Annotated in this window: 12 protein-coding genes; 9 read left to right on the top strand and 3 right to left on the bottom strand. The window is 32.3% G+C overall.

Going from position 1 to position 14,194, the window contains the following annotated elements; translation table 11 throughout:
- Window positions 1–5: 5 nt before the first annotated feature.
- Together CAB05_RS17030 and CAB05_RS17035 are read left to right on the top strand one after the other, a co-directional pair.
- The gene (locus tag CAB05_RS17030) at window positions 6–557 is read left to right on the top strand and encodes a hypothetical protein (RefSeq protein ID WP_088002038.1); all 552 of its coding nucleotides are present in this window, start codon (window positions 6–8) and stop codon (window positions 555–557) included.
- 19 nt (window positions 558–576) lie between these two features.
- Window positions 577–1,410: a YihY/virulence factor BrkB family protein gene (locus tag CAB05_RS17035; protein WP_371870407.1), complete on the top strand. Its 834-nt coding sequence runs from the start codon at window positions 577–579 to the stop codon at window positions 1,408–1,410.
- Window positions 1,411–1,659: 249 nt separating this feature from the next.
- Here the strand turns inward: CAB05_RS17035 and CAB05_RS17040 are convergent, their stop codons facing one another.
- On the bottom strand, window positions 1,660–3,579 hold the full coding sequence (locus tag CAB05_RS17040; protein WP_088002040.1) for a heavy metal translocating P-type ATPase: 1,920 nt from the start codon (window positions 3,577–3,579) through the stop codon (window positions 1,660–1,662).
- A 344-nt stretch (window positions 3,580–3,923) separates the two neighbouring features.
- Here CAB05_RS17040 and CAB05_RS17045 point away from each other — a divergent pair, with 344 nt between their 5' ends.
- A complete protein-coding gene (locus CAB05_RS17045; RefSeq protein ID WP_088002042.1) occupies window positions 3,924–4,871 on the top strand; it encodes a DMT family transporter in 948 nt (315 codons plus the stop codon).
- 138 nt (window positions 4,872–5,009) lie between these two features.
- Here CAB05_RS17045 and CAB05_RS17050 read toward each other — a convergent pair whose 3' ends face one another.
- Window positions 5,010–5,507 carry a quercetin 2,3-dioxygenase gene (locus tag CAB05_RS17050; protein WP_088002044.1) on the bottom strand — a complete coding sequence of 166 codons (498 nt, stop codon included), beginning with the start codon at window positions 5,505–5,507 and terminating at the stop codon, window positions 5,010–5,012.
- A 59-nt stretch (window positions 5,508–5,566) separates the two neighbouring features.
- Window positions 5,567–5,941 carry a hypothetical protein gene (locus CAB05_RS17055; protein ID WP_142283120.1) on the bottom strand — a complete coding sequence of 125 codons (375 nt, stop codon included), beginning with the start codon at window positions 5,939–5,941 and terminating at the stop codon, window positions 5,567–5,569.
- Window positions 5,942–6,253: 312 nt separating this feature from the next.
- Between CAB05_RS17055 and CAB05_RS17060 the strand changes: the two genes are divergently transcribed.
- From CAB05_RS17060 to CAB05_RS17085, 6 genes are all read left to right on the top strand, one after another.
- On the top strand, window positions 6,254–7,198 hold the full coding sequence (locus CAB05_RS17060; protein WP_088002048.1) for a carbohydrate ABC transporter permease: 945 nt from the start codon (window positions 6,254–6,256) through the stop codon (window positions 7,196–7,198).
- Complete coding sequence (locus CAB05_RS17065) at window positions 7,198–8,025, top strand: carbohydrate ABC transporter permease (RefSeq protein ID WP_088002050.1); 828 nt, start codon at window positions 7,198–7,200, stop codon at window positions 8,023–8,025. Before CAB05_RS17060 ends, CAB05_RS17065 begins: the two co-directional genes overlap by 1 nt.
- Window positions 8,026–8,155: 130 nt before the next feature.
- Complete coding sequence (locus CAB05_RS17070; protein WP_088002052.1) at window positions 8,156–9,439, top strand: ABC transporter substrate-binding protein; 1,284 nt, start codon at window positions 8,156–8,158, stop codon at window positions 9,437–9,439.
- 103 nt (window positions 9,440–9,542) lie between these two features.
- Window positions 9,543–11,375, top strand: a complete 1,833-nt coding sequence (locus CAB05_RS17075) for a sensor histidine kinase (protein ID WP_088002054.1) — start codon at window positions 9,543–9,545, stop codon at window positions 11,373–11,375.
- Window positions 11,356–12,930 (top strand): response regulator transcription factor, encoded by a 1,575-nt coding sequence (locus CAB05_RS17080; protein ID WP_088002056.1) that lies wholly within the window; start codon window positions 11,356–11,358, stop codon window positions 12,928–12,930. The genes CAB05_RS17075 and CAB05_RS17080 overlap by 20 nt, the downstream gene beginning before the upstream one ends.
- A gap of 281 nt (window positions 12,931–13,211) precedes the next feature.
- Window positions 13,212–14,189: a phosphotransferase enzyme family protein gene (locus CAB05_RS17085; protein WP_088002058.1), complete on the top strand. Its 978-nt coding sequence runs from the start codon at window positions 13,212–13,214 to the stop codon at window positions 14,187–14,189.
- Window positions 14,190–14,194 lie beyond the last annotated feature (5 nt).

The following is a 14,194-nucleotide window of genomic DNA, read 5'->3' on the forward strand; positions in this document are numbered from 1 at the left end:
GTAGAATGTCAAAACGTAACAAAGCTTTACGCAATATTCTTGTCGGAGTCGCAATTGGTGCAGGAGTTACTTTACTGAACAAAGAAAATCGTGAAAAAATTTCACGAAAAGGTAAGAGTGTAACGAAGAAATTAAATCAAATTAAAGAAGATCCAGAATTAGTAAAAGGAGCAGTTCGCTCTCAACTGAAGGTTGTTCAGAATTCTGTTGAAAAATTAGAAGATAACGTTCAACTTGTTAAAGACAAGTGGATTGAAATTAAAGACTCTACAATCAGCAAGTTTGAAACTGTTAAAGGTGCTTCAAAGGTAGTATCTGGGGACGCTGCAGAAGAAGTAGAAGAGAAAGTAGAAAATGTGATTCAAGCTGTTAATGAGCCTGTAGAAAAAAGAGTAGATCCATTTGAAGATAAAGTGGAAGATCAAGTAGAAGCGCAATTAGCTGCAACTCTTGAAGGTGTTGAAGACATTAATGAAGAGAATGCAGAAGAAGTAGAAGAGAAAGTTGAATCTGTTTTATTATCGAGTATATCTACATCAACTCCATCAAAAGAATAAACACATTGAAGGTGTAAACTTGATTAGCAAAAAGAATTTGATTGTAGCATTTGTATGGGATTTAGTGAAAAAGTGTATGGCAGACGATATTGTGTCTCGTTCAGCGGAGCTAGCATATTACTTCATGCTATCTCTTTTTCCATTTCTATTGGTTTTAACGCAGGTTATTATCTATTTACCGATATCAAATGAGGAAGTTCTTGCATTTTTAAGTCAATATGCTCCTCCAGATGCTATGGCGATTATTAGGAGTAATTTGCAATTAATAATCGGACAGTCACACGGTGGAGTATTATCATTCGGGTTAATTGCAACAATCTGGGCATCTTCTAATGCGATTAATGCAATTATTAGAGCTTTTAACGATGCATACGACGTAGAAGATAAAAGAAATTACTTTGTTACAAGAGGAGTTTCGATTTTACTAACTTTAATTATGGTGTTTGTAATCGTATTTGCTCTTTTAATCCCAGTATTTGGGAAGGTTATTGCGGAGTTCTTATTTGAGTTTTTAGGTATTTCTGACCGTTTTTTATATACTTGGAGTATTATCCGTTGGTCCTTGAGTTTTATTATTTTATTTCTAGTTTTTACCGTCCTATATTCCATAGGACCAAGTAAGGTGGTACATGTTAAAAAGGTGTTTTTTGGCTCACTATTTGCAACGCTAGGATGGATCATCTCGTCGTTTGGTTTTGCATATTATGTAGATAATTTCGGCGATTTCACTGGTCATTACGGAAGCTTGGGTGGCATTATTGTTTTAATGATTTGGTTTTATATTTCAGCCATGGTCGTAGTGATTGGTGGAGAGATTAATGCCTATTTAAAGCAAAGAAAAATACGTGTTTAACATTTTTGGGCGTAACTTCCATGAGTAGTCTTTTATTGATTAGATAAACTATAAAAGACTTCAAATAAGGGAGGGAATGTTCATGAGTAATAACAAACAAAACCATAATGATAAGTCTAACAAAAAACAAAAAAGTAGTTCTCATCCAAAACATAAAACGAGTGGTTCAGCAAACGGACATAACGATTATCATTAAGTAAAAAAGCGCAAAGTACAATGAATAGATCATCGTACTTTGCGCTTTTATTATTAATTTCTCAATAATCTTAATGAATTTAAAATAACTAAAATTGTACTACCTTCATGTCCGATAACCCCGTAAGGTAGATCAATGATTTGTAAAAAGTTTGAACAAATTAAAAAAGTAATCACTGTTAATGAGAAAATGATATTTTGCTTAACAATTTTATTCATACGCTTTGATAATGTAATGGCCTTTGAGATCTTTGTTAAGTCATTTTTCATTAATACAACATCGGCAGTCTCTAATGCGACACCAGTACCGCCACCCATTGCAATACCTACATTTGCAGTAGCTAGCGCTGGAGCGTCATTAATTCCATCACCGACCATTGCCACCTGACCATAACGATCTTTCAGTTTTTTAACGATCGTTACTTTTTCATCAGGTAAGCATGAAGCGAAGAATTCATTAATTTTGCTTTCTGCAGCTATAGCTTTTGCAGTTTGTTCAGAATCCCCAGTAATCATAACTGTTTGGACACCTAACTTATTTAAAGTTTTTAATGCATTTTTTGTTTCACTTCGTACTAAATCTTTTAAAGAGAAGATAGCGATTAAAGTGTCTTCAGTTCCTACATAAACAATTGTATTTCCTTCTTTTTCAGCATTTTCTTCAAAATGGATAAAAGGATTATGTTTTACAGTGACAAATTCTTTTTTTCCAACTCGGTATGTTGAACCATGAACGACTGCAGATACACCAAAACCAGCATGATCATCAATCTGTTCAAAAGAAGTAGATACAGTAGCCCCTTGTTTAGTAGCATAATCAACAATTGCTGCAGCAAGTGGATGAGTAGAATAACGTTCAATTGAAGCAATAATTGATAATAATTCAACACGGTCCATTTCATTAATCATTTCAAATCCAGTAACTTCTGGTTTTCCTAAAGTTAAAGTTCCAGTTTTATCAAAGGCAATCGCTTTTAAAACGGCCAATCGTTCTAAATGAATACCACCTTTAACAAGGATACCGGACTTAGCGCCATTTGAAATTGCTGATAGCACAGCAGGTGTAATCGATGCTACTAATGCACAAGGTGATGCAACTACTAATAAAATCATTGCGCGATAAAAAGTTGTTGTCCATGACCAATCTAAAAGGAAATGAGGTAAAAACATCATAATGAATACTGCGATTAAAACACCTTTTACGTAGACACCTTCAAATTGATCAATAAACTGTTGAGAAGGTGTTTTTTCACTTTGAGCTGTTTGAACAAGATTGATAATTTTTTGGAAAAGTGTTTCATCACTATGTTTCGTAATCTCTACAACTAAAGTACCTTTAATATTAATTGTACCTGCGAAAACTTCATCTTTTAAAGCCTTAACAACCGGAATGGATTCTCCAGTTAGAGCTGATTCATCTACTAATGTTTCACCTTTAATAATTTGACCGTCAGCAGGAATTCGTTCACCAGCCTTAATTAGAATCAAATCACCAAGATTTAAATGCTTGATGCTTACAACTTCCTCTAATTCTCCATTCATACGAATGGCAGTTTGAGGTTGTAAAGATAATAGAGAAGATATTTCTTGATTTGTTTTGTTTAATGTATAAGTTTCAAGTGCTCCACTTAAAGCAAAGATAAAAATTAATACTGCGCCTTCAGTCCAATATCCGATAATAGCTGAACCGATTGCTGCGAAAATCATTAGCATTTCAACATTTAGTTCTTTCTCAGCGATTGTATCCTCAATACCTTCTTTCGCTTTAGCAAAACCACCTATACAAAAAGCCAACACATATAACGAGATAGATAAAGTTGAATGCTTGTCGTTTACAAATGAAGCAATTAATATTAAAACCCCTGAAAATAAAGCGGCAATTAGTTCACCGTGCTTTGTAAGAAAATTAGATGAAGCTTCGTGATCGGCTTCATATGTACTTTGTATATTTGATACTTTTGTACTTGCTTCCATAATAATACCCCTTTCTTTTTATGCAATTGAGAAAAATAATCAAATTCACTACCCTTATAAAACGACGAAAGCTGCCGTCCTTAGGACAGCAGCATACTTTTATAAGTTGGTTTTTCCATAATATATAGTTTCTAAGTTGAAAAAGAATCATGTAGCTAGATTAAAATAATTCTTATTAAATATATATTACCATATTCCAACAAGTGTGATGAAATTATTTGCTTAAAAGTCAAAAATTAAGCAAATTTAATCAAAAAAAATTATAAATGTAGTAAGATTGACATTGGATTAGGATCTATAAACGTTCTACTATCAAATATAGAAGAGAAAGGGAGGGGAATTCTGTGACAGCTAAAAAATTTTTTACACATCCATTTGGCGTTATATCTTCAGCTATTATTACAACATTTTTATGGGGAAGTGCTTTTCCATTTATTAAGCTTAGTTACGAACATTTAGATATTGGGAAAACTGACATTTGGGAGCAAATGCTATTTGCAGGCTATCGATTCTTCTTGGCTTCGATTTTAATCTTAATATTTTTTACGCTGCTCGGTCGTAAATTAACATTTAAACGGGATACAGTGCTAATTGTTGGGAAAGTAGGGCTGTTTCAGACTTTTTTACAATATGTACTTTTTTACATTGGTCTAAGTTACTCAACAGGTGTTCAAGGATCAATTATCGCAGGAACTACTTCGTTCTTTCAACTTCTAGCCGCACATTTTATGTATAAGAATGATCGATTATCATTCAAAAAAATACTAGGTGTTACAGTTGGATTTGCTGGTGTTATTATTGTAAATATAACGAAAGGAACACTTTCGTTGCACTTAGGTATAGGTGAAATATTATTATTAATTGCGATGGCATTTGGCGGTTACGGAAATGTTTTTGCAAAGGAAGCAGCAAAAAAAGTGGACGTAGCTTATTTGACTGCTTATCAAATGATGATGGGATCGTTTGGCTTATTATTAATAGGTGGTATAGCTGCAGGCTTTTTACCGTTTCATTTTAATTTAGTAACTTTTGGTATGTTACTTTATTTATCACTTTTATCATCCGTGGGCTTTATTTTATGGAATAATGTGATGAAATATAATCAGGTTGGTAAAGTTTCAATGTATTTATTTTTAGTACCTGTTTTTGGTGTTATGTTATCATCTTTTATGCTTCACGAAGCTTTGTCTTATCTAGTATTTATTGGTTTGATGATGGTAACAGCGGGGATTATTATTGTAAATTATCAAAGAGATCAAAGGGATACTGAGATTAGTAAGAGTGCATCTTAAGATGTTATAAATCTGTATTCATATATAAATAGGAAAAACCGTCTATGTAAATAGGCGGTTTTTTGTTTGTTTACTCATAGTAAAGAGGTTTGTTGATTTACGATACAGGAGCTACAAAATTGCTTGAGTGGGTTTGGCTTAAGATTCTAAATTTGGGTAAGAAATTTTATATTTCTTGGATACTTCAATTAGTTTTTTTATTGTTTCAGGTGAGGGTGGACCATCTGGTTTCACAAAATCTTTTGTATAAGGTATACCTAATTCTTTAACAAAACGATCGAAACCTGCTGGATAAGATGTTACAAGTGTTTTTGAAGTTTCGGAAATTGTTTTAATGGTGTGGGGAATTCCACGTGGAGCAAACACATAGTCTCCTTGTTTAGCGTGAATCGTTTCATCACCAACTCTAAAAGTTAATTCACCTTCTAAAATATAAAACGACTCATCTTCTAATTCATGGATGTGTAGTGGTGGTCCACCGCCTTGTATTCCGTGACAAAGAACAATTCCAAATGCCCCATCTGTCTCTTCTCCACTAACTATAATAGAAGCGAAATTATTCAAGAAGTAATAGGTATTATCTTCTGAAATCGTACGGTGCATAATATTTGCTAGGCTATTGTTTTTGAAAGCCATACTGATAAGTCCTTTCAAATAGTTTTATATAATACATACTTAAGCTTAGTTCTACATTATTAACTTTTTTGTAAATATACCCACTTGTTTTTTGAGAATAAATAGAAACATGTGAATAAGATTTTACTCCCTTTTATATTACTTCCACAGTTAAACTGTGTAATTTCATTTTGCATACTATCGAACTTTATATTATTACTTTTACACCAATCAATTTCTAGATAGATAGAGTGTTTTCCAGGTGCTACTTCTAAGGTTAATTCTTCACCGTCTTTTATTTTACCTACCACTTTATTATCAACATAAACTTTGTAACTTCTTAATTTATTAACATATTGAGAAGTTCGTGAAATGATTATTTTTGGATTCGAATTTATATTCATATATTTCTCCTTCATTGAAAATAATGCGATTACGATAATATATCTATTCAATAGGAAAACAAAAATATCCTTTCTTTATATTACTATGCTGTTATAACGTGAAAAAAGGATGATCTATTAAGAATCATCCTCTTTTTTTGTTCAACTAAAGCATGCGTTAGCCATCCATGAGTCTTCAGATTCATCACAGTGATTCTGGTTCGATTTCCGTGTGGGTGAGGGAGAGTCAAAAGATTTGTTAATCAATCTGTTTTGTAGATTCATAGAAAAATAAATATTAGTCAATATATTCCACCCTATTGTTCAAACCATTCTGTTTTCACTATTTCGTTGGTAAATTAAGATGAAGTTGGAGGTGGTTATATGTTGGAAACAAACAAGGTTTCAAATGAATCCGTTATTGAGGGAAATAAAAGGGTGAAAAGAGCGGGTGGAAAAAAATTAAAAAAGGCGTTAAATTTTTTTAGTTTTGTTGGACCTGTTTATCTAGTATTTATAGCAATTGTATTGGTTCCTTTTATAATGGGCATTTATTATTCATTTACTGATTGGAATGGAATTACTGGACATATAAAAATGGTAGGTTTAGACAACTATAAGTATATTTTTAAGGATGATTTAGCTTTTATTGCTTCCTTTAAATTGACAGCAAAATATACTGTAATTGCCGTCATTTTAACGAATATAGTGGGGTTTGGATTGGCTTTATTAGTTACGCAGGCATTAAAGTCACGGAATATTTTGCGAACAATCTTTTTTATGCCAAATCTCATTGGTGGTTTATTACTAGGCTTTATTTGGCAATTCATATTTAATCAGGGATTAATCTCGCTTGGAAGTATATTAAAGTTAAAATTTTTAGAGACTGCGATGCTTGGGACAGCTAATGGAGCATTTTGGGCAATCGTCATAGTCGCTGTGTGGCAAGGTGCAGGCTATATTATGGTTATTTACGTAGCGGCATTGCAAGGTGTGCCAAATGATTTAATTGAGGCAGCTAAAATTGATGGAGCGAATAGATTTCAAGTTTTAAAGAAAATTACGATTCCGATGGTTGCTCCAGCGGTTACTGTTTGCTTATTTTTAACAATCTCTTGGTCTTTTAAAATTTTTGATACGAATTTATCATTGACGGGTGGTGGCCCGTTCGGATCGACAGAAATGCTAGCTTATAATATTTACAAAGAAGCATTTACGAATAATAATTTCGGAATTGGAGAAGCAAAAGCAATTGTGTTTTTCGTAGTTGTATCTGTTATTACGATTGTTCAAGTGTATTTATCTAAGAAAAGGGAGGTAGAGATGTGATGAAAAAGGAAAAGTACACATTTAATCTATTTTCGTTAGAAATTCTGGCTATCTTAATCGCATTGTTATTCTTAGTCCCTTTTTATTATGTAATTGTTAATTCATTCAAATCGTTTGCGGACATTCTTTCAAATACATCTGCTTTACCTAAGTCCTTGGATATTTCGAATTACAAAGAAGCATGGAAAATTATGCATTTTGGAAAAGCTCTTCTCAATTCGCTGATTATTACAATTGCTAGTAACTTGGTGATTGTTGTGTTTTGTTCAATGGCGGCATACAAACTGGTTAGAACAAAGAATAAAATATCAGCAGTATTGTTTTTTATATTAGTATCAGCAATGGTCATTCCTTTCCAATCGATCATGATTCCATTGATGAAAGTGGGAGATAAATTACATTTAATAGAAAGTCATTGGGGATTGGTTGTGATGTATTTGGGATTTGGCTCTGCTTTATCTATCTTTTTATATCACGGTTTTATTAAAACAATTCCAATTGAATTAGAAGAAGCTGCAATTATTGATGGATGCTCGCCCTTTATGGTTTTCTGGAAGGTAGTTTTTCCATTATTAAAACCGATTACAGTCACAATTGTAATATTAAATACACTATGGATCTGGAATGACTTTTTATTGCCGTCCCTAGTTTTAGGTGAGGAACAAAGAACTATTCCATTATCTACTTTCTATTTCTTCAGTGCCTATATGAAGCAATGGCATTTAGCATTAGCTGGCTTAATTTTAGGGGTTACTCCTCTACTAATCTTTTTCTTTGCTGCACAGAAACATATTATTAAAGGAATTACGAGTGGTTCAATTAAGTGATATTGGACTTAGAAAATATCATCAATTTTTTCCACCCAATAGGTCAATTTTAACTATCTATGTAGGAAAACTTTTACAAGTATAATGTAAACGTATTCATAATATTTTTTAAAAAAATGGGGGTTTTAAAGTGAAGATTAAAGCAATTAAAGCTGTAGCTGCACTATCAGCATCATTTGTACTATTAACTTCAGTCGGTGCAAATGGCGCATTTGCAAAAAGTACAACACAAGCAACAAGTAGTAAAAAAGTTACATTAAATGTTTTCCAATTTAAAGCTGAAATTGCAAAAGATTTTGAAGCGATGGCAAAGGATTACCATAAGGCTTATCCAAACGTAACAGTAAAAGTAACGACTGTTGGTGGAGGAGCGGATTATGGAGCAGCTCTTAAAGCGGAATTTGCAAAAGGAAAAGGGCCAGATATTTTTAACAATGGTGGATTCCAAGAAGCAGTTACATGGAAAGATAAATTAGAAGATTTATCAAAAGAACCATGGGTAAAAAACCTTTACAAAGGTACTGAAAAACCTATGACGATGAATGGTAAACTTTATGGTATGCCAATGAATACTGAAGGTTATGGTTTTATCTATAATAAAGATTTATTCAAAAAAGCTGGCATTACAACTTTGCCAAAATCAATTTCTGAATTAGAAGCAGCTAGTAAAAAGCTTAAAGCAAAAGGGATTACAGCGTTTTCTGTAGGGTATGCAGAGTGGTGGATCCTAGGTATTCATTTACTTAATATTCCGTTTGCACAACAATCAAATCCTGATCAATTCATTAAAGATGTAAATTCAGGTAAAGTAAAAATTTCAGATAATAAGAAGTTTAAAGAGTGGGTTAAATTACTAGATTTAACTGTTAAATATGGTAATAAAAATCCATTAACTACAGACTACAATAAACAAGTTACTCAGTTTGCAAAAGGTGAAGCAGCTATGATGCAACAAGGTAACTGGACTCAAACTACTATTGATGGAATTAAGAAAAACATGAAGATTGGTGTTTTACCAATGCCAATTAACAACGATAAAGCAGCGATGGATAAATTACCTGTAGGTGTTCCAAATAACTGGGTTGTAAATAAAAATTCTGCTAATAAAGCTGAAGCGAAAAAGTTCTTAAACTGGATGGTAACTTCAAAAACAGGACAAAAGTACATCGTTGAAAAATTCAAATTTATCCCTGCATTAAAAACAATTAAAGGTACAAACTTAGGACCTATTGCAGATGATATCCAAAAGTACTCTGCAGCTGGTAAAACATTAACTTGGAACTGGTTCAAGTTCCCAGATGGTGCAACGAATGATTTTGGAGCTTCAATTCAAAAGTATATTGCAAAACAATCTAGTTCGACGCAAATGCTAAAAGAATTTGATGCTACATGGAAAAGTAAATATAAGAAGTAATATAAAAAAGAAAGCTGATGAGTAGGATCATTAGCTTTCTTTTTTTCTAATTATTTAAAATTTTTAGTTTTTAATTTAATATAGAAGATAAGGTGGTGAAATATTGAAACGCGGAATACGTTTTAAATTAATTATTTTTCTTTTAGCAGCTACGATCATTCCATTTGGAATTTCAATCATATCTATTTACATTTATACAAAAAATTCAGTTGTTAATCGTTTTGTAAAAAATAATCATGTTTTAATCAACAAAAGTGGAAGTGATTTAAAAAACTACTTTGAGGAAATTAATAATATTCCTTTATCAATTTACACGAACCGTCCTTATCTAGAAGTATTAGAAAATGGTGCTACAGAGTTTATAGACAAAAATCAATTTGAAATCAATCGTAATCTACTAAACTTGTATTTTAACCGAAGAGAAATCGAACAAATGCATCTTTATATCGAACGGGGGAAAGATGATTTTTCTGTCTACAATGCAAAAGTGAGCGGAAGAGGTAAGCTCTTGAACTTTAAGGATTTCCCGATTTATAAGACATTAATGAAAGATGAGCAGTTTGTTGAAATTGAATCAACACATGACATTAAAAGCTATAATGATCTTTCTGATTTTCGAGTTAAACCTGCTAAACAAGTCATTTCATTTCATTATCGTTTAATGAATGTTACGACAGATCAGTTATTAGGTTTTCTCTCAATTGATGTTAGGTTAGATCGTATTAAAGAAATCTTTGATCGTATATATGATAAAAATCGAGAGCATTTGTATGTACTAGACGAGGATGGAAATGTATTTTACTCCTCAAACGGAAATCGTATTGGAGAAAAGTTAACCAATTCTTGGTATAAGGAAATAAATAATACGAAGGTTGAGAAAGGCCAATATGATTTTGAAGGCAAGAACAAACATTTCAAAGGTGTTTACGTTTCAGATCAAGTTAAGGCCAGCGGGAAAACATGGACAATCATAAAGAGTATTCCTTATACAAATCTTTACCAAGATGCCAATAAAATTTTAATCATTAATATAACAATTGGTGCGATTTCTGTACTTTTTGTAACGGTACTTACGATTCTCGTTTCAGTAAAATTTACGAACCCAATACATACACTCATTCGGAACATAAAACGTATTGAAGAAGGAGAGTTAGCTGTTTCTTTTGATTCACTTGGTGATGATGAATTTGGACAACTGGGTCAACACTTTACTTCAATGATTGAGAAGATAAATGATTTATACATAAAGGAGTATAAACTACAAATAGAAAATAAAACGAATCAGCTTAAAGTACTACAGTCACAAATAAATCCACACTTTTTATACAACTCATTGCAGTCAATTGGTACTTTATCTTTGAAAAATGATGGAAAAAAAGTATATAAGCTATTAACATCACTTTCAAAAATCATGAGATATAGTATGAGAAATAATGAGGATTTCGTCAGAGTAGTAGATGAAATTAATCATATTAAAGATTATCTAGCCCTACAAAATGAAAGGTATGACGGGAAGTTTGAATATAAATTGAATGTTGATGAACATTTATATTTTACGAGCATGCCGAAAATGACGTTACAACCACTAGTAGAAAATTATTTTAAGCACGGTTTTGAACGGAAACAAAACTTAGGGAAGCTAGAAATTTCGATTAGTCAATTTGATTTTGACACGATGTGTATAAAGTTAATCGATAACGGTGTTGGAGTGGATCAAAAAAAATTAGAGAAGATTCAATTTTCGCTAATGAATCAGGCGAAAAATCAAAAGGAAAGTATCGGATTAAAGAATATTAATGACCGTATCCAATTATATTACGGTGAAAAAGGTAAGTTTTTTATAGAGAGTAAACAGCATGAGCATTTCATTGTCACAATATATTTGCCACTACATGTAGATAGAGGAGCAATAGAAAATGAAAGTGTTAATTATTGATGATGAAACCCATGTAAGAGAAGGGATCAAATTATTAGCGAATTGGGATGAAATAAATACAACGGAAATATTTGAAGCTGAAAATGGAAGAATTGCTAAGGACATTATCATAAGTGAGCGTCCACAAATCATCTTTACAGATATGATGATGCCCGAATTAGATGGAAGAGAATTATTAAAGTGGATTAAGTCAGAAAAATTAACGAGTAAAATCATTGTAGTAACTGGATATGAAGACTATCAGTTTATGAGAGAAGCAATTCAAAATGGAGCTTCAGATTATTTATTAAAGCCAATCGATCCTGACACATTAAATGAAACGATTAGTAAAGTCGTTGAAGAATGGAACAAAGAAGACCAAGAGCGAAGAGAATCAATCAAACATACAAGGAAATTGGATGAAATATTACCTTTTTATCGAGATCAACATTTAAGTAATGCCATTATCGGGAACGAATACGATGGAAATCTTCTAACAGGTGTAGAGAAAACATCTATTACATCCGTTCATGTGTCCGTCATTAAATTAAGAAATTTAAAAGCGTTTATCGGTATATGGTCTGAAGAATTGTGTTATTTTGCTATTTTAAATGTTGTAAATGAAATTCTTCAAAACAAGAATGTGGGTATCGCATTTAGAAATATTCATGCAAAACAAGAGGTCTGTATGATCTATTGGGGGGAACATGTTGAAAATTTCAATAAACAGCTATCAGAAATATTAATGACAGTTGTTCCTTTTCCATTTCATATTTCCAGTAGCGGACAGTATGAAGTAGAAACATTGCAGGATGCTTACATAGAAGCAAAGCAGATTATACATGAATTCAATTTGCTTGAAATGATCGAATGTCCCGTCTATTTAAAAGCAAACATACAGGAGCAAAAAGGATTAAATGCTATCGAATTATTAAAATTACTAGATAAAATGATGGAGAAAAACGATATTTCATTTTTTGATGAAATCATAAATCGGATTGTAAATCATTTGAAAGAATTCAATTATTTCTCATACGCTCAATTAGAAAATTGGCATCAGGAATTCGAGTTATTTTTAAATAGATGGATCACGAAGAATTCAATACAAACTTTACATAAAATTAGTATCGATGCTTATTGGAATATTCGAGGACATTTCGAACTAAAAGATTTCCTACTAGCTCAAAGAGAAAGAGTTAGTTCACTTTTACATCAAATAGGACGACCAGCCAAAGAACTCAATACGATCGAAGAAATTGCTTACTATATACAAAATCATTATTCAGAAGAAATCTCTCTACAAGAGTTTTCTGAGAAATTTTATTTAAGTAGAGAATATATTTCGCGTAAGTTTAAACAAATTTACGGTGAAAATTTATCAGATTATATCGTACGAATTAGAATGAATAAAGCAAAAGAATTACTTAAATTTCCACGCTTAAAAATATATGAAATAGCAGGAGAAATTGGATACCAGGACGATAAATACTTTCGGAAAATATTCAAAAAAATGGTAGGCATGACTCCTAATGAATATCGAAAAGAATTTGAAGTAAAAGAAAGAGAGATATTTTAAAGAAGCAAAAAAGTCTCGCCACTTAAAGTCTACTAAAAAAAAGAATGTTGATTTACGTTCCAGGATGCTCGCTTTCCGTGGGGCGTGCGATGAGCCTCCTCGGCACGCCTCCGGGGTCTCCTCTGTCCCACTACTCCCACAGGAGTCGAGCACTCTGCTCCAATCAACTTCTCTTATTAATTACTTTCTGATAAATAAAGAGAAAAAATGAAGGGATATAGCCTAATTATTTAGAACTAATTAAAGTAGTCATAAAGTAGGTTTTTTTGGAGGATTAAACAATGGAACATACTGTAGAAAGAGTTTTTACGAAAGAAATATTGCATAATGCTGCATCAGGGTTCGGAATCGAGGTAGATGAGAAGCCGGTAGGTGATTTTGAAAACTATATTTTTAAAGGTCATACAAAAGATGGAATAGCTAGGGTATTGCGACTAACTCACTCCTCGCATCGTCAAAAAAATGAAATTGAAGCCGAACTTACCTTTTTAAAATATGTAAGAGAAAATGGTGCAAATGCAGCGGGTTCTTTATTATCTCTAAATGGGAATTTGGTAGAAGAACATATTGCTAGTGATGGAACTAGCTTTTTTGCAGCAATGTTTGAATGGGCTGATGGTAAATTAGTTGATCGAACAAACCCTAACGTTTGGAATGACGATTTAATGTTTAAATTAGGGAAAACGCTGGGAAAATTACATGCTTTAACTGTTAATTATCCGGTTACAAGCGCAAGAGAATCTTGGGATGAAGAAGCATATCTTCAAGTGATGTTAAATCATGAAGAATTAGGTCCACATACAAAAGTGCTATTAGAAGAAATGAGTCATTATCCAAGACAAACAAATTCGTATGGATTAATCCATAGTGATTTACACTTTCATAATTTTTTTGTGAATGATGAAGGGGAAATCACTGCCTTCGATTTTGACGATTTACAATATAATTATTTTATTTCGGATATCGCGATTGTACTTTACTATACTGCTTGGGGAAGCAAAAAGTCTTATGAAGAGAATTCTGCATACGCTAAAAAACAATTAGCTATCCTTAGAAAGGGATATGAAACTGAGTTTGTTTTAGAAGAAGAGTGGTATAGTCGAATTCCTGCATTTTTAAAGTGCAGAGATCATGTTTTATATTATGTATTAAAAATGAAATATGAAGGTAAAGAAGAACATTCACAGAGAGTAAATGAACTTTGTGAACAAATTCGTGAACGAATTGTTAATGGAAAAACGATTGTAGACTTAGGTTAATAAAA

Origin of the sequence: Gottfriedia solisilvae (assembly GCF_002128405.1) — a bacterium.
GTDB lineage: Bacteria > Bacillota > Bacilli > Bacillales > Bacillaceae_G > Gottfriedia > Gottfriedia solisilvae.